16 protein-coding genes and 1 other annotated feature are annotated in these 17,184 nt (G+C 38.6%); of the genes, 1 reads left to right on the top strand and 15 read right to left on the bottom strand.

All coding sequences use genetic code 11. The features are described from left to right. Window positions 1-426: 426 nt before the first annotated feature. Window positions 427-633, bottom strand: a binding site (T-box leader). Between the two features lie 46 nt (window positions 634-679). The 11 genes from AC2VNP_RS15410 to AC2VNP_RS15360 all read right to left on the bottom strand — a co-directional run bounded on the left by AC2VNP_RS15410 (window position 680) and on the right by AC2VNP_RS15360 (window position 10,922). After that, window positions 680-1,744, bottom strand: a complete 1,065-nt coding sequence (locus AC2VNP_RS15410; protein WP_486918178.1) for an AI-2E family transporter — start codon at window positions 1,742-1,744, stop codon at window positions 680-682. Window positions 1,745-2,152: 408 nt separating this feature from the next. Continuing rightward, entirely contained in the window at window positions 2,153-2,335 is a 183-nt protein-coding gene (locus AC2VNP_RS15405; protein WP_486918177.1) for a DUF3918 family protein, read from the bottom strand. Between the two features lie 23 nt (window positions 2,336-2,358). Then, window positions 2,359-2,547, bottom strand: coding sequence for a hypothetical protein (locus AC2VNP_RS15400; RefSeq protein WP_216829090.1), 189 nt, complete (start codon window positions 2,545-2,547; stop codon window positions 2,359-2,361). A gap of 18 nt (window positions 2,548-2,565) precedes the next feature. Next, entirely contained in the window at window positions 2,566-3,039 is a 474-nt protein-coding gene (locus tag AC2VNP_RS15395; protein ID WP_486918176.1) for a PRC-barrel domain-containing protein, read from the bottom strand. Window positions 3,040-3,100: 61 nt separating this feature from the next. Next, window positions 3,101-5,371 (bottom strand): SF1B family DNA helicase RecD2, encoded by a 2,271-nt coding sequence (recD2, locus tag AC2VNP_RS15390; protein WP_486918175.1) that lies wholly within the window; start codon window positions 5,369-5,371, stop codon window positions 3,101-3,103. A gap of 12 nt (window positions 5,372-5,383) precedes the next feature. Further along, window positions 5,384-6,046 (bottom strand): tetratricopeptide repeat protein, encoded by a 663-nt coding sequence (locus AC2VNP_RS15385; protein WP_486918174.1) that lies wholly within the window; start codon window positions 6,044-6,046, stop codon window positions 5,384-5,386. Between the two features lie 99 nt (window positions 6,047-6,145). Beyond that, the gene (gene mnmA, locus AC2VNP_RS15380; protein WP_486918173.1) at window positions 6,146-7,261 is read right to left on the bottom strand and encodes a tRNA 2-thiouridine(34) synthase MnmA; all 1,116 of its coding nucleotides are present in this window, start codon (window positions 7,259-7,261) and stop codon (window positions 6,146-6,148) included. A 39-nt stretch (window positions 7,262-7,300) separates the two neighbouring features. Beyond that, a complete protein-coding gene (locus AC2VNP_RS15375) occupies window positions 7,301-8,443 on the bottom strand; it encodes a cysteine desulfurase family protein (protein ID WP_486918172.1) in 1,143 nt (380 codons plus the stop codon). 82 nt (window positions 8,444-8,525) lie between these two features. Further along, window positions 8,526-8,945, bottom strand: a complete 420-nt coding sequence (cymR, locus tag AC2VNP_RS15370; RefSeq protein ID WP_275118350.1) for a cysteine metabolism transcriptional regulator CymR — start codon at window positions 8,943-8,945, stop codon at window positions 8,526-8,528. Next, entirely contained in the window at window positions 8,878-9,588 is a 711-nt protein-coding gene (locus AC2VNP_RS15365) for a YczE/YyaS/YitT family protein (RefSeq protein ID WP_486918171.1), read from the bottom strand. The genes cymR and AC2VNP_RS15365 overlap by 68 nt, the downstream gene beginning before the upstream one ends. Window positions 9,589-9,677: 89 nt before the next feature. After that, a complete protein-coding gene (locus AC2VNP_RS15360) occupies window positions 9,678-10,922 on the bottom strand; it encodes a replication-associated recombination protein A (RefSeq protein WP_486918228.1) in 1,245 nt (414 codons plus the stop codon). A 392-nt stretch (window positions 10,923-11,314) separates the two neighbouring features. On the opposite strand from AC2VNP_RS15360, the gene AC2VNP_RS15355 reads away from it, so the two are divergent. Next, on the top strand, window positions 11,315-11,944 hold the full coding sequence (locus AC2VNP_RS15355; RefSeq protein WP_486918170.1) for an RsfA family transcriptional regulator: 630 nt from the start codon (window positions 11,315-11,317) through the stop codon (window positions 11,942-11,944). Between the two features lie 254 nt (window positions 11,945-12,198). On the opposite strand, the gene AC2VNP_RS15350 is transcribed toward AC2VNP_RS15355, so the two are convergent. The 4 genes from AC2VNP_RS15350 to AC2VNP_RS15335 all read right to left on the bottom strand — a co-directional run bounded on the left by AC2VNP_RS15350 (window position 12,199) and on the right by AC2VNP_RS15335 (window position 17,009). Continuing rightward, entirely contained in the window at window positions 12,199-12,918 is a 720-nt protein-coding gene (locus tag AC2VNP_RS15350) for a LutC/YkgG family protein (protein WP_486918169.1), read from the bottom strand. Next, window positions 12,918-14,345 (bottom strand): LutB/LldF family L-lactate oxidation iron-sulfur protein, encoded by a 1,428-nt coding sequence (locus AC2VNP_RS15345; RefSeq protein ID WP_486918168.1) that lies wholly within the window; start codon window positions 14,343-14,345, stop codon window positions 12,918-12,920. The genes AC2VNP_RS15350 and AC2VNP_RS15345 overlap by 1 nt, the downstream gene beginning before the upstream one ends. A gap of 24 nt (window positions 14,346-14,369) precedes the next feature. Continuing rightward, window positions 14,370-15,089 carry a (Fe-S)-binding protein gene (locus AC2VNP_RS15340; protein WP_486918167.1) on the bottom strand — a complete coding sequence of 240 codons (720 nt, stop codon included), beginning with the start codon at window positions 15,087-15,089 and terminating at the stop codon, window positions 14,370-14,372. A gap of 138 nt (window positions 15,090-15,227) precedes the next feature. Beyond that, window positions 15,228-17,009 (bottom strand): L-lactate permease, encoded by a 1,782-nt coding sequence (locus AC2VNP_RS15335; protein ID WP_486918166.1) that lies wholly within the window; start codon window positions 17,007-17,009, stop codon window positions 15,228-15,230. Window positions 17,010-17,184: the final 175 nt, after the last annotated feature.

Here is a 17,184-nt window from a genome sequence, read left to right as displayed (position 1 = left end):
TCAGCCTTGATTTTTAGTCAATGATTAAGGTCATTGACGATGAATTATACTTCGGTCTCAATTTAGCGGACTGAGAGGACCTTATTCGAGGGTAAAACACCTTATTTTTGTTTTTGGCGGACTGAGAGGCCTCTATTAGCATGAAATCATTAACAAACATAATGATTTGTAGTAAATAAGGGCTTCTGAGTCCTCTAAACAAATAAAAAAGAGTTTTCTACTGAAATAAGGGCCTGTGTGTCCGCTAAACTTACCAAAGATGCAAATTCATTCATCCAATTCAACACAAATCGATGAAAGCTAATCTTAAGCAAAGTCGCTAGACGCTGGCACTGGCGCTAGACTATCAAAAAACGAAAAACGCCTCCAACTCGACAGATGGACTTTGACTGCCGTGAAACAAATAAAAAAACTCTCCTCCCCAAAATAAGGGACGAGAGTTATATTCACGCGGTACCACCCTAGTTATGGACACAATAGTCCATCACTCGATATGCTTTAACGCAGCTAACGGTAGGTTTTTCTACACTCGGGAGTAGCTTTCTGTTACTCTTCGTTTAGTATTTCTCTCAGCCTAGGAAATACCTCTCTAACAAACGGGCTGTAACATACTTGTTCCTTCAACGTGTTCATTATATTTTGATTTCAATATTTATTATAGAAATCGTCTCATCAGTTGTCAATGATTGAGTAAATTTGTTCGCAAGTGGAGCAACACTACTTTAACAACCGATAAAACAGGGACAGCTAAAACGAGACCGAGTATGCCAGCTGTTTCTACTCCAATGAGAAGAGCAATCATAATTAAGATAGGGTGTAAATGTACAGACTTCCCCACAATAACGGGCGATAAAATATTTCCCTCTATTTGTTGGAGGATAAAGATCAGTAGCACTGTAAAAATAAGCATTTGCCAAGAATGAAGTCCGGCTACAATAACAGCTGGAAATGCCCCAAGAAATGCACCGAAGTATGGAATAATATCAGTCATGCCAATAAATAACCCCAGTATAATCGGATATGGAACACCAATAATCCATAACCCGATCATCGCTATGAGGCCGACACACATAGATACAAGAATTTGTCCGCGAATATAGTTTCCTAAGGAATGATCGACATCACGGATAAATGCAACGCCTTCTTTTCTCCACTTTTTCGGTGTAACGTACCAAGCAACTTTTTCAATCAATTGATAATCCTTTAGTAAATAAAAGACTAAAAACGGGATAACGATAAAGTAAATGAAGGAACCAATAATCGATCCTAGTGTGTCTATTATGCGTTCTCCTAATGACTCAGCCTGTGCCTCTAAGCCAGTCATCCAATCCGCTAATTGTGCTTGCATTCCTTCTGGTAAAGCATTGATCTGTCTTTCAAATAGATTACTCCACTGTTGAATTTGCTGAATAATATAAGGAAGATTTTCTACAAACTCCCTGAGCTGTTCAACTACATAAGGGAAAGCAGCAGCAATTAAATAAGCGATTCCCCCAAAAAATAGTAAATAAATGATTAAAACGGCAACAGGGCGAGGAAGTCCATAAGCATGAGCATTTTCAATAATAGGATGTAATAAATAAGTAATAATACCTGCAATTAATAAAGGAATGGCCACTCTTGATAATACTTCTAAGACCGGTAACCAGAGTGGAGACACTTGTAAAAAAAAGTATATACATAACAATACTAAAATTGTAATAGATAAACGAATAATCCACTTGATCCCTTTTGTATGTTCCATATAAATTCCTCCATAGTTATATACTGCACAATTACGCAAAAACTATGAAGAAAAGCATGTGGGTCTGGTGATTGGAAAAGCTACTCATGCATAATTTTAAGTGTTACATTGGGACTTAACTATTTTTTGTTAAGTCGTTTACCTTGGTTGATTGGATTAATGTATTTATTGTCCGTTTTGGATTATTTATTGTCCATATTTTCATTTTATTGTCCGATTTGTTTTTTTATTGTCCGTTTCCTAATTTTATTGTCCGAATCGAGTTATTTATTTGCCAAACTGTGACAACCTCCCGTTTTACATCCTCCTGCATTTTCAGATACCTGACCTTCAAGTAGTAAATACTGTTATCCCTGCAAAAATAAAAAGAGACCGATACAAATGGATGTATCGACCTCTGTAAAGGTTTTAAGCAAAGTTTTTCAACATTCGTTTTCTCATTTTTTGTAAGTCATTTTGATCTGGTACGATATTTTGAATATCGAGGTTTCTAAGTGGCTGTACCCATTGCATCATTCGTTTTCGATTACGGCGATCTCTCATTGAGTATGCCGCCGCGCCTAAACCAATTGCCAACAATAGATTACGCATCCTTAATCACCACCAGATTGGAATTACATTTCTATTTGTAAATCATGGTCTTCAAATAGGTCGTCTAAGGAACTGAGTGAACCGTCTTCTTCCACTTGATGGAGTGACAATTTTCCTTTGGTAATCGTCATTTCAACAAAGCAATTCCAACAATAATACTGATTTGTTCCTATTTTTCCGATATCTTTACAATTACAGTTTGGACATTGCATCATAGGGTCTCCTCTTTTTTATAATTGAATAACTAGGATATCCTTGCCGATCGTTAAAGGATGCTCTGTCTTCACTACTTTACGTCCTTCCTTAATATCAGCAATTAAACCTTCTGTTACTTCATACCCTACAATCGTGCCCAATTCTTCCATAAAATATACATCCTCTACCAACCCAAGTTTCTCACCTTCACTAGTCAGTAACGGTCTTCCGGCCAGTTTTTCCTTCCCTTGCTTTAAGTGATGCTCCGCCTTGTTTTTATGATAGATCGTAGCATCCTTTAAATCTTGAATCATTAGGCTGTCATGACCAAACCCCGTAATTGCATCAATCGGAACAAATAGGTGACGATTAAACCACCCTTTCTTATCTACAACAATACCGGTCACCACTCCGTTATCGTTTAACAACAAATCATTCACAGTTCCAAGTTCTTCTCCTGTTTTAGCACAAAAAAGGGACTGACCACAAATGCTTGAAAATGTTCGCAAAGGAACCTCCTCCTCTCGAACAGTTATAGTTTCTACGTTTTACTTTGTGTTCATCCTAGTTTCATGTTACCAATGCATCCTTTAGCTTATCACAAAGCATAGAATTTCTAATGTGTTCGTCTTTTTGCTCAATCGCTTGGAAAAGGGCCTCTTGTTCACCACATAAGATTAAAAATTGCTTAGCTCTTGTCACTCCCGTGTAGATTAGGTTACGTCTGAGCATGCGAAAATATCCTTTAACGACAGGCATAATAACGATTGGGAATTCACTACCTTGAGCCTTATGAATCGATGAGCAATACGCGTGTGTAATTTGGCTTAAATCTTTTTTATTGTAAACGACCTCAATTCCTTCAAAAGAAATAACGATTTGATCGACTTTTTCTACATTTTCCTTTGCATAGATAATCGCTACAATTTCACCACGGTCTCCATTAAACACTTGCTCATCGGGGTTGTTCATGAGCTGAAGGACAACATCGCCTTTTCGATACACCACGTCTCCAAATTCGATTTCTCTTCGCCCCTCGACAGGTGGGTTGACCAGGTTTTGCAAGTGAAGGTTCAGTCGTTCAATTCCTGCATTTCCTCTGTACATCGGGGCTAGTACTTGGATATCCTTCGGTGCATATCCTTTTTTTACTGCATTAAGGTACACTTTTTCGATCACTTGCATCACTTGATTTTGATGACATGGAAAAAAGCGACGGTCATCTTTAGCTTCTTTCAAGTCTTCTGGTAAAGCTCCATTTTTAATTTCATGAGCAAGCTTGATAATCGACGATCCTTCTTCTTGTCGGTAAATATCCGTTAGCTCAACAATGGGTATCGCCTGTGATCGTAATAAATCGCTTAACACTTGTCCCGGGCCAACTGATGGAAGCTGATCTTGGTCACCAACTAAAATCACTTGCATATGATCAGGGATCGATTTGAACAATTGATTAGCCAACCATATATCAACCATTGATACCTCATCGACAATAAGTAAATTTCCCTCTAATTGTTCATGTTCATTTTTTTCAAATCCACCATTTCCGCCTTTCCACCCTAATAAGCGATGGATCGTTAACGAAGGAAGGTTTGTCGCTTCACCCATACGTTTAGCTGCTCTTCCGGTAGGCGCTACGAGGAGAACTGGAAATGGATTTCCGTCCTTATAATCACTAGGTTCAAGTGAAACGCCATGAAGCTTAGCATAAATTTCAACAATTCCTTTAATAACCGTTGTCTTTCCAGTACCAGGACCACCTGTTAAGATCATGATGGGTGAAGAAAGGGCGGTTTCAATTCCTCTTTTCTGTGATTCCGCGTACTCCATTTTCAAAGTTTCCTCTAATTCACCAAGTGCCGTTAAAAATTCTGATTGAACAAACGTCAAAGGCTCTTCACGATTAACGAGACGTTTAATATTCGTCACTAACCCTTTTTCAGCAAAAAATAATGTTTTTAAGTAAATGCGCTCTTCTTCAATGACGACCTTTCCTTCTTCATTCATCATCGTTAAAGCACTTTCTACTTCTTCAGCTGAAATCGGATTAGGAGACGTCGATAATAAGTTGATGACTTCTTGAACAATTTCAGTTTTACCTAGAAAAACATGTCCATGTTGATTACTTAATTCATTTAAACAATAAATACACCCAGCCTGAATACGATCGGGATGATTACCTGAAATTCCAATCGCTTCACCGAGCAGGTCTGCTCTTTTAAAGCCGATACCTTCCACATCTTGGATCAATTGATATGGATTATTTTGAATGACATCGAGTGTTTGTTGTTTATACACCTGATAAATTTTAACCGCAAGTTCAATTCCAAACCCATATTTTGATAAAAATAAAATGACTTGTTCAATTCCTTGGTGTTCCACTAATTGATCGTATATTAGTTTACGTTTCTCTTCAGTTAATTTCGGAACATTTTCGAGTACGGACGGATCTTCAAGAATTAAAGTGATCACACGTTCTCCTAAGCTTTTAACAATGGACTCGGCAGTTTTCTTTCCGATACCTGGAAATCGATCACTTGATAAATAGTGAATAATCCCTTGAGCCGTTTGCGGAATATCCCGACGAAATTGCTCGACCACATACTGCAACCCAAACTTTGGATGGTCATGAAGCCTTCCAAAAAAGACGTAAGTATCTTCTGGTTCTACTTTGGGCAGTGTTCCTACAACTGTAACTTGTGGATCATCTAGCTGCTCTGTTGTGTCTAGAACTTTTACGGCAGCTACTGTATAAAAGTTTTCTTCGTTATGGAAAATAACGTGAGTGACCTCTCCTTTTATATAAGGAGCTTGGTCTTCTTGACTTCCTCGGTTCTCCATTTTATCTGCCTCCTATTGCGTTAGCAGTTCCTCCATTTTCTTTTTCCCGTTTCCAGCAAGGAGATGGTCTGGTTGAATTTCAATTGCTTGATTAAACGCTTCTAACGCTTTTTCTAGTTCATTTTTATACGCATAGGCTACACCGATGTTAAAGAAGGCATCGGCGTGATTTTCCTCTTGTGCTACGACTTCTTTAAATTGTTTCAACGCTTCATCTATTTGATCAAGTTGCGCAAGGCAAAGGCCATATTGAAAACGAGCATCAATATCGTCAGGGTTCATTTCCGTTACCGTTTGAAAATGAACGAGTGCATGATTTAATTGCCCTAATTGATAGTGACTCATCCCAATCATAAAATAAACATCACCCTCTTTAAGCTCATTTTCGATCGCTTGGTTAAACATCTTAATCGCCTCATCAAATTTCTCCAATTGATAGAAGGCATTTCCTGCACCATAATAAGCAGTTGCTGTAGAAGCATCTATGGAAATTGCTCTTTCAAAAAATACGATCGCTTTTTCCAGCTCACCAACGATCGCTAGTAAGTTTCCAAAATTAATAAATCCTACTGGATCATTTGGATTAGCTTCAATTGCTTGATTAAAGTAAGAAGCTGCTTTTTCATAATCTCTTTCTTGCATTGCTTGCAATCCTTGTTGTATGTAATCGCTCATTATTTTCCCATCCTTATCTTTTTACTTAATATGTGGTTGTACTAATTTAGTATATCAAAGAATTGTGACTGTCACCCAAACACAAAAGGAGAACTTAGATTAAAGTTCTCCCTCTTCTGTCAAAATGACATCTATTGTACCGCCGCCTAGACATACATCTCCATCGTAAAAAACGACAGCTTGACCAGGTGTAACTGCTCGTTGTGGTTCATCAAAAATGACTTTTACGTTGTTGTCCGGGAGCGGAATGACGGTAACTCCTTGATCTGGCTGACGGTATCTGAATTTTGCTGTACATTTAAATGGCTCCGTTGGCGGATTAGGACTAATCCAATTCAAATGGACGCCGTATAATCCTAATGAATAAAGTCCTGGATGGTGGTACCCTTGTCCAACATATAATATGTTTTTTTCGATATTTTTTCCGATTACAAACCAAGGCTCTCCAGCACCGCCAATTCCTAATCCTTGGCGCTGTCCCAATGTGTAATACATGAGGCCATCATGTTTTCCTTTGACTTCTCCATCTAGCGTCTGCATTTCACCAGGCTGAGCTGGTAAATAGGAGCTTAGAAACTCTTTAAAGTTACGTTCACCAATAAAACAAATGCCCGTACTGTCCTTCTTTTTAGCTGTTGCTAAGTTTGCTCGTTCTGCAATTTCGCGGACTTCTTTTTTCTCGATATGTCCAATTGGGAACATCGCCTTGGAGAGTTGTTCTTGACTTAATGCATTTAAGAAGTACGTTTGATCTTTATTGTTATCTAAGCCACGAATTAAACGGTGCTCTCCATCGTGAAAATCAACACGCGCATAGTGGCCGGTTGCTACGTAATCCGCACCTAGTGTAAGTGCATGTTGTAAAAAGGCCTTGAATTTTATTTCTTTGTTACACATGACATCTGGATTTGGTGTTCTCCCTGCCCGATACTCATCTAAGAAGTAAGTAAACACTTTATCCCAGTATTGCTTTTCAAAATTAACGGCATAGTACGGAATACCAATTTGGTTACATACTTTAATTACATCATTATAATCTTCTGTCGCGGTACAAACTCCGTTCTCATCTGTATCGTCCCAGTTTTTCATAAAAATGCCGATTACATCATAGCCTTGCTCTTTTAATACGAGTGCAGTAACGGACGAATCTACTCCTCCACTCATTCCAACAACGACACGAGTATCTTCTGGCTTTTTATCTAGTTGTCTGTTCATACTACTCACCACCTACAAAGCTAAGGCTGTAACAGCCATCTATAGTGCTGTAATTCTCTTTACTATTTTTGCTGTTTCCTTAGCTGCTTTCTCTATATCCTCTATAGTATTTCCATATCCGAAGCTAAATCTCACTGACGATTTTGCTTTTTCATCATCTTTAAACATCGCCGAAAGAACATGCGATGGCTCAAAGGATCCGGCTGTACATGCTGATCCGCTAGAAACCGCTATCCCTGCTAGATCCAAATTAACAAGCAGTGACTCTACATTCACACCTTTAAAACTGATATTTAAAACATGCGCAAGGACATCGGAAACATGCCCATTAACAGAAAAGTCTAGCCCCTCTTCGCGAAAAATACCAATCATCTGCTCACGAAATTGAAAATAGCGCTGCCTCTTTTCTTGCACGTCTTCCATTGCTATTTTTGCAGCTTCTGCAAAGCCGACGATGCTGGCTACGTTTTCTGTCCCAGCCCTGCGTTTTCTCTCTTGTTCCCCACCGAACAATTGAGGCTTTAGATCATAGCCCTTTTTTGCATATAAAAAACCAGTTCCTTTTGGTCCGTTAATTTTATGGGCAGAAACGGATAGAAACTGTACCGACAACTCCTCAACATCTAACGGGATGGTCCCATAAGCTTGGACGGCATCGGTATGAAACGCAATGCCCTGTTCCTTCAAGAACGCACCAATCTCTGCAATGGGTTGAACTACCCCTACTTCATTATTTCCGTACATGATAGAAACGAAGATGGTTTCTTTACGGACATGATTTTTTAATTCCGTTAACGACACCTTGCCTTGATCATCTACAGGTAAATAAGTGACCTCAAATCCTTGTTCTTCTAATGCCTTACACGTATGTAGAACAGCATGATGCTCAATGACTGTTGTGATAATATGATTACCCTTGGCTTTATTTTTCACTGCATAGCCAATGATTGCCATATTATCGGCTTCCGTTCCACCGCTTGTAAAGATTAATTCATCTGGATGAGCCCCTATCGTTTGAGCTAACGCTAATCTGGCTTCATCTAATGCATGCCTCGTTCTACGACCAAAGCTATGAATACTTGAAGGGTTACCAAAATGCTCGCTGAAATAGGGCATCATCGCTTCTAATGCTTTCGGATGTAGAGGTGAAGTCGCTGCATGGTCTAAATATATCGGTTTCAATTTCCACACCTACTTTATCGTTCACTATGTGTTATTCTCTATTTGTTGAAATATCACATTTTTATCAAAAGTTAAAAAGGAATTATATGTAGAACATGTAATATTCTTGGTTTCCTTTATCCTCATATTCGGCTAAATCTTGAAGTGTAGTATTATCTAATACATCTTTAACCGCATCGCGGATTTTTATCCATAAATCGCGTTTTGCTGGCTCTTCATCTTCGAGCACTTCAACTGGACTAATCGGTCCCTCAAGAACACGAATGATATCTCCAGCTGTAATTTCAACTGGTTCTTTGGCAAGCATGTAGCCGCCATATGCTCCTCTTACACTTTTAACAAGCATCGCATTTCGTAATGGCGCAATTAATTGCTCTAAGTAATGCTCAGACAGATCGTGATCCTTTGCAATTGATTTTAATGAAATCGGTCCTTCACCGTATTTCTTTGCTAATGCCATCATGATGGTTAACCCGTAACGTCCCTTTGTTGATATCTTCATTATTTACCCCTCTTTCTATCAATCGATCCACTAGTCGTTGACATTGTGGCAAAGTAATGCCAACTACACTTCCAATTCCAAAACAAAAAATTAAAGTCCCAATAAAAACAGGTCCCCCTAATAACCATCCCGTTGTAAGAACTACAATTTCCATTGCACTTCGAACCCATTGTACTTTGAGTTTTGTCTTTTCCGTTATTGCTAACATAAGGCTATCTCTAGGACCGGCTCCACATTTTGGCGCAATGTAAAGGCCAATTCCATAACCAATAATAATAATTCCACTTACCAGCATAATGAGTTTACCAATAAATGAACTTGGCGTACTTAATATAAATAAAAAAATATCAATAAAAACTCCAACTAGGACCATATTAACAAACGCACCTACTTGAGGCCATTCTTTTGTCAACAAGGTCGTAACTCCAATAATAACAAATCCCATAATAATTGACCACGTACCGATGGTTAACCCTAATTGTAAGGTTAGGCCGATATGAAGTACATCCCAAGGAGCACTTCCTAGATCAGCTGTTATCATTAAGGCAATTCCAAAAGACATGATCACTAAACCTATCATAAAAATTCCCCAACGTAGGCCTAGTTTCTTTCTTCTCCAATCACTATGCTCCTCTATTCCCATGTTGTATTCCTTCTCTCTATGCTCTTCTCAAACTTTAAATTCTTTGCCCATTATAGCACGAATTGGATTTTATTTGCATTGAAACAGATCTAACTCTTTTTCAATTCTTGAATTCGATTATGGAATTGCGCCAGTCTTTTTTCTTGCCCACTTTCTTTTGGTTTATAGTACTTCTTGTCTTTTAAATGATCAGGCAAGTATTGCTGCTTTACCCAGCCTCCAAAGTCGTGCGGGTATTTATAATCGACTCCCCTGCCCAATTCCTTTGCTCCTCTATAATGTGCATCTTTTAAATGATCAGGTACTTCTCCAATATTGGCGGATCGAACATCGTTTAATGCGTGATCTAATGCCTTATAAGCACTATTTGATTTTGGTGAGAGGCATAACTCTGTCACAGCAACAGATAGTGGAATCCTTGCTTCAGGCAAGCCTAAACGTTCTGCCGACTGAATGGCTGACAATACCATTTGTGGAACATGGCTGTTCGCTAGACCAACGTCCTCCCATGCGGTTACGAGCAGTCTGCGGCAGATTACATCCAAATCGCCTGCTTCTATTAAACGAGCTAAATAATGAAGTGCACCATCCACATCGGATCCCCTCATGCTTTTTTGAAAGGCACTTATGATGTTATAAAAGTGATCTCCCTTTTTATCATAATGTAAACTTTTCTTTTGTAAGCACTCTTTGATGATACTTAAAGTAATTAAAATTCGGTCATCTTCATTTGGATCGGTTGACAATACTGCGATTTCTAAACCATTAAGTGCCAAGCGGATATCTCCACCACAATGGAGAGCCAGCTCATCAAGAACACCCTCTTCTAATTCAATATTGAGTTTCCCAAAGCCTTTTCGTTCATTATCCAAGGCTCGCTGTAACACTTCTTTAATCTCATCAGGCTGTGGGTGGGTTAACTCCAGTACAGTACAACGGGATTTAATCGCATTATTAATTTCGAAATGTGGATTTTCTGTCGTTGCTCCTATAAGAATAATCAATCCACTTTCCATATATGGAAGTAAAAAGTCTTGTTGACTTTTATTAAAGCGATGAACCTCATCAACAAATAAGATGGACTTTCCAAGTAACTTCGCTTCTTGAACAACTGCTTCCATCTCTTTTTTTCCTGATGAAACAGCATTTATTTCATGATAAGGCAATGAAGTTAGCTGTGCGATTACATTTGCAATGGTTGTTTTCCCTGTACCTGGTGGCCCGTATAAAATGATAGACGATAATCGATTGGATTTTATCATACGTTGCAGTAATCTTCCTTCGCCAACGATATGCTTTTGACCAACAATTTCATCTAATGCAGCGGGTCGCATTCGAAAGGCAAGTGGTTCCGTAAAGTAATTTTCCACTAAATATCAACTCCAATAATACATTCCTTAAAACAAATCTAGTAGTCTCTTGAATATTTATCTATTCTTATTTTAATAGTCAATCCATTTTTCTTTTGGACACCTTAATTGGACCAAGTCCATTGGCTTTTTAGTAATAGTCCCAAATATTAATAGTTCTATTATATATACTACACCGTTCTAGTTTGCAAACGGAAGGACTGTATTTCGTCTGATTGATGAACCTCTTCGTTAATAACCAATACTAGTATTTTCATATCGAATGTATAAATCCTAGATTTGTTGGAAATATTATTAGTAAATTTAACTAAAATATGAATTTACTTGTAAATTAAGAAAGATAAGGAGATGGTATTATGAAAGTACGCCAAGATGCTTGGTCACATGAAGATGATGTTCTTTTAGCAGAAACCGTATTACGCCACATTCGAGAAGGAAGTACTCAATTAGTTGCATTTGATGAAGTAGGAGACGAATTACACCGAACTTCTGCAGCTTGTGGATTTCGTTGGAACGCAGTTGTACGCCAAAAGTATGTAGATCAAATTAGAGAAGCTAAAAAAGAACGTAAGGAACGCAAGAGAGCAGCTGCATTCGCAACGAATCGCCGACCTGTAAGAAACGCTTCTTTATATTATCCTGTTATGAATACAGCACAACCTTTAAACTTAGAAGGTTTAGATATCGAAACGGTTATTTCATACCTTCGTTCTCTAACTTCAAATCAACTTCCAGCAGATCAATTGAAAAAAGAGAATGAAAAGCTATTAAAAGAAAACCTTGAGCTATTAACTCAAAACAAAGAGCTTGAAGCTGAATTAAAGACAATTCAGGAAGAACATCAAACAATTGAAGACGACTATCAATCACTTATTCAAATTATGAATCGCGCAAGACGTATGGCTATTTTACAAGAAGAGGAGCCTTTATCTAACGCTACATTCCGCATGGATAAGAACGGTAATCTAGAAAAAGTCGCAAAATAAAAGCAACAGAATATACTTTCTGTTGCTTTTTTCTTATCTATTTATACGTTTCAAAAAGGAGAACAAAAAGAGCCGAGAAAATCAAGGAAGCGTAGTCTCCGAACACCGGAACGTATGGGTTAATACGTGAGAAGTGAAGGAGCAAGCTGACGAGCTTCCACAGGATGTGGTGACTTCGACATTCCCACAGGACGTGGGGTTCTTAGTCGAAGGTCTTCTACTGACAGATTTTCCCCGGACTTTTTGAACATCCTCTATTTATCTTCTATTATAATATACGTTGCTTTAATAGGACCGTGAACACCTACAACTAAGTTCATTTCTATATCTGCACTATTACTTGGACCTGATATGAAATTGACACAAGAAGGCACTTTACCTGTTTCTTCTTGAAGCTTATGAATATAGCTTGTTGCCTGTGTCATTCTTGGAACAATCGTACTTTTTGGTATAAGGGCTACATAGTACTTCGGTAGAAGACTTACAGATCTGCCTTTCCCATTATCACTCAATAAAACAACTGTACCTGATTCTGCTAGCGTTAAATCAGCAAACGTTAGACCGATATCTGCCTTCTCAGCAATTCTTATATTCTCTTCTCCTGCATTCGTATCCCAAATATGAACATCTATTCCTTTGGCATCCGCTTGCTTATAATACTGATCAACTCCATACTCTTCTAAACGAGGGTCTGCCCAGCTCACAATTGACTTTGCTTGAAAGCCATTAACAACCTCTGATAGTACATCAGTTAATGTTTCTGTTGTTGCTAGAGCGACCTGAGTGTGTATACGAGTACATTGTTCTTTTAACACATCAAGAAGTTCATCTTGTGTTAGATCTTTAAAAACATCCCATTGGGGTTGATGTTTCCAATTCGGACGTGAGACGGGACCCGTTTGTCGGCTTCGACCAAGACTTTTTGCTACTTGATTTAAAAACTTTTCTTTGTTGTGTACTGTACCGTTAGCCATTAGTTGTTCTCCCCCTTTTCACGATCCTTAAACCAGTTACGGAAACTTTCTTTACTCGGCTCTGGGAAATCACGAATATCTGTCCATGGCTTAATAGGGCCTGGACCTTTCGTCACTTTCCCCTCTTTTGCAAATGGCCCCATCATCGTTGGTGCCATTTTTGAACCCATGCTGTATAACTTTGGTGAACTAGCTGCCACTGCGAAGCCTTTCATAGCTAACTTCTCACCAAAGCCACCTTTTCCTTGTTCTTCAACAATATTGCGACGATGTTTGACGAGTAGGTCATGTAATGGAATTTTTACCGGACATGCTTCCGTACATGCTGCACACAAACTCGAAGCATAAGGAAGTTCTTTATAATCTTCATACCCGCCAAGCAGTGGAGATAGAACCGCTCCAATTGGTCCCGGATAAATAGAACCATAAGAATGCCCGCCGATATGACGATAAATGGGACAAACGTTAATACAGGCTGCACATCGAATACATTGAAGTGCGGCTTGGAATTCTGTTCCTAAAATATTCGAACGTCCATTATCGACAATGACAAGATGAAACTCTTCAGGTCCATCAACGTCACCTTCATCTTTTGGTCCTGTTAATCCTGTAATGTAACTCGTTAACTTTTGACCAACAGCACTACGGCATAACATACTTACTAAAATATCAAGCTCTTCCCAAGTCGGTACAATTCGTTCCATACCCATTACTGTAATTTGTGTCTTTGGAAGTGTAGTGGACAGACGAGCATTTCCCTCATTAGTAACAAGTGAAATTGCCCCTGATTCAGCAACAGCAAAGTTACAGCCCGTCACACCGATATCCGCTTCTAAAAATTCATTTCGTAGTTGTTCTCTTGCAAATAGTGCTAGTTCCTCCGGTTTGGACGATTTGTCATAACCTCGTTTTTCAGAGAACGTATCACGAATTTGCTCTTTGTTTTTATGCAGTGCAGGAGCAACAATGTGTGACGGCGGATCATGATCATCAATTTGCAGAATATATTCCCCTAGATCCGACTCAATCACTTCACAGCCTGCTTTTTCTAGCGCTTCATTCATACTAATTTCTTCAGTCACCATCGATTTAGATTTAATGACTTTTTTCGCATTTTTTTGCTTTGCTATATTTGTGATATATTCATTGGCTTCTTCTGCTGTTTGTGCAAAAAAGACTTGCCCCCCGCGTTTTACTACGTTTTCAGTTAACTGCTCTAAATAGTAATCTAGGTTTTCTAACGTATGCTGGCGAATCTCTTCCGCTAAATCTCTCCACTCTTCCCAGTTTCCTAGCTCTTCTTGCGCTTCTAGTTTCTTATTCTTTAAGCGTTCCTGAGCGGAAACCATTGCATTTCTCATAAATTCATTTTTTAACCCTTTATCCACTCGGTCAAAAAACTTCTCATCACTTATTTTCATCGTCATTTGTATCACCGCCTTACTTGTTCGTTATTTTTTACTGTTCAATACTTGCGCGATATGCATTACTTTAATCGGCTTTCCTTGTCGTTCAATTCTACCGCCAATATTCATTAAGCAGCCACAGTCAGCTCCAACTAGCACTTCTGCTTCTGTTTCTTCAATACGTTCGATCTTTTCATTAACCATCTGTTCTGAAATGGGAACCATTTTAACCGAGAACGTACCACCAAAACCACAGCACGTTTCTTTATTTGGTAAACTTGCAAACTCAAGACCTTCGACATTTTCTAATAATTTCATCGGTGCATCTTTCACACCTAATAAACGAGTCATATGGCATGATGTATGGTACGTCGCTTTTGTTGGCAGCGATGCTCCAACATCCTCAATTTTTAAGACATCAACAATAAATTGAGTTAGTTCAAACGTTTTAGCAACTAACGCTTCCGCTTTTGCCTTCCACGCTTCATCATCTTTAAAAAGATGTGGATATTCGTGGATCATCGAAACGCAAGACCCTGACGGTGACACGACATAATCAGATGCAGCAAATGTTTCAATCATATGTTTGGCCACATCTTTCGCTTCTTTATGATAGCCACTGTTGTATGCCGGCTGGCCACAGCACGTTTGGTTGTCAGGAAACACAACTTCACAGTTAAGTCTTTCTAAGATTTCTACTGTATCTTTACCAACGCCTGGATAAAAAACATCCGCAAGACAGGTTATAAATAATGATACTTTCATAGGATACATCTCCTCTATAGTGATCTGGTCATCAGATGATTAACTTATATAGATAACTGTAATAGGAAAGAATAAAGATTTCAAGCCCCACATTTGATGTGGAGCTTGCTTTTATTTATTTTTCTTTAGGAGCTTTGATTAAGCTGCCATATCATCATCTTTTTCAATTTTACGATTTTCCTGACTTCCTTTATAGAATGCATAAAGCGCACCTACAATAACAATTAATACCATAAACGTACCTAAGTTAAATCCAATGCCGTTAATAAGGACAAAGCCTATTCCACCAGCAAAAAATACGTAAAAGGCTGTCGGTATTAAAGTTTTTCGGATAATGTTTCCTTCTTTACCAATCAATCCTGCAGCAGCTGAAGCGGCAACAACATTATGCACACAAATCATATTACCTGCAGCACCACCAACAGCTTGCAACGCAATAATGGTTGAAGCGGTAACACCGATATTGTCGGCTACACCGAACTGAAACAGTGAAAACATCATATTACTAATTGTATTACTACCGGCTACGAATGCCCCTAATGCACCAATTAAAGGAGCCACCGCAGGCCAATTTTCTCCAATAGCAACCGACACTGTTTCTGCTAAAACAAGCGGCATACTGCTATAGCCAGAAGCATTTACACCTGAATTGATAAATACTTGAACCATTGGTACAGCAAAAAGTAAAGCCGGTGCCGCACTTACAACGGTTCCAAAAGATTCTTTTACAGCACGTAAATATGCTTTTGCATCCATTTTATGCATGAAGAACACAATAAATGAAACTAAAATTAGTATCGTTCCTGGTAAATGTAACGGTGTACTAGAAAACGTAATCGATGTTCCAAATACATCAGAAGCAGTGAATTTAACTGCTTTTAACCAATCACCAAAAGGTAACGTATTTATTCTTGTTAATACAAGAATGATACCTACAATCACGTATGGTAACCATGACATGAATGGAGAGATCTTCTTCCCAACAGGTTCAGTTGATACTTTCAGTTGACCTACCCAATCTGGATCCCACTTTGATTTATCTTCAAAATCCCATGTTTTCTTAGGAATAAGGAACCCTCGTTTAGCTGCAGGAATTACAATAGCAAGTCCAATTAATCCACCAAACATGGAAGGAAACTCAGGACCAAGTAAATTAGCAACTAAGGCATAAGGAACTGTAAATGCCAGACCTGCGAATAATGCAAATTTCCAAATCGCTAAACCTTCAAGAACCGATTTATTCTTACCAAAGAAACGAGTTAGCATCGTTACCATGAAAAGTGGTATAAATAAGCCGACCATGGCATGGATAATGGCCACTTCCCCGCCAATTGCACGCACATAAGCATCAAATGTCATACCAAGACTTGCAGCTGTCTCTTGAACCATTGTTGATTCACTTAAGCCTGAATTAACACCAATTAATATTGGTGTACCTACAGCTCCGAAAGAAACAGGTGTAGACTGGATAATTAAAGCTACAATTACGGCACCCATTGCAGGAAAACCAATTGCTACTAATAAAGGTGCTGCAATCGCAGCAGGCGTTCCCCAACCAGAAGCTCCTTCTATGAAAGAGCCAAATAACCAACAGATAATAATGGCCTGAACACGGCGGTCAGGCGACACATCTGTAAAGGTTTGACGAATCGTTTGGATCGCACCACTTTCTTTTAAAGCATTTAAAAGCAAGATTGCGCCAAAAACGATAATTAAAACTTCTACTGCAGAAACAACCCCTCTAGTACTTGCAGCTGCAACTTGGTTAGTCGGAACATCCCAAATAAACAGTGCAATTAAAACGGTTACAATGAACGCTAAAGGCATCGCTCTCTTCGCAGGCCATCGTAAGATAACTAAAAATAATAATACAGTTAAAATTGGAATGAGTGCTAAAATCGATAAAAAACCTAAACTCACTACTAAATCTCCCCTCAAACGTTCTGATAACCTATCAACTCACCTTATCATCTTATCTGCAGGTCATCAGATGTGTATATGTAAGTGTTTTCATTATAAGAAATGTTCATAAATTATTCAATATATTTTCTTAAAAAAATCACTTGAATTTATTGGGATCTAACCTTTCACAAAT

The organism is Alkalihalobacterium sp. TH-98 (assembly GCF_057473385.1).
Note: the sequence above shows the minus strand (reverse complement) of the source record. Positions and strands in the feature narration are given on the sequence as shown.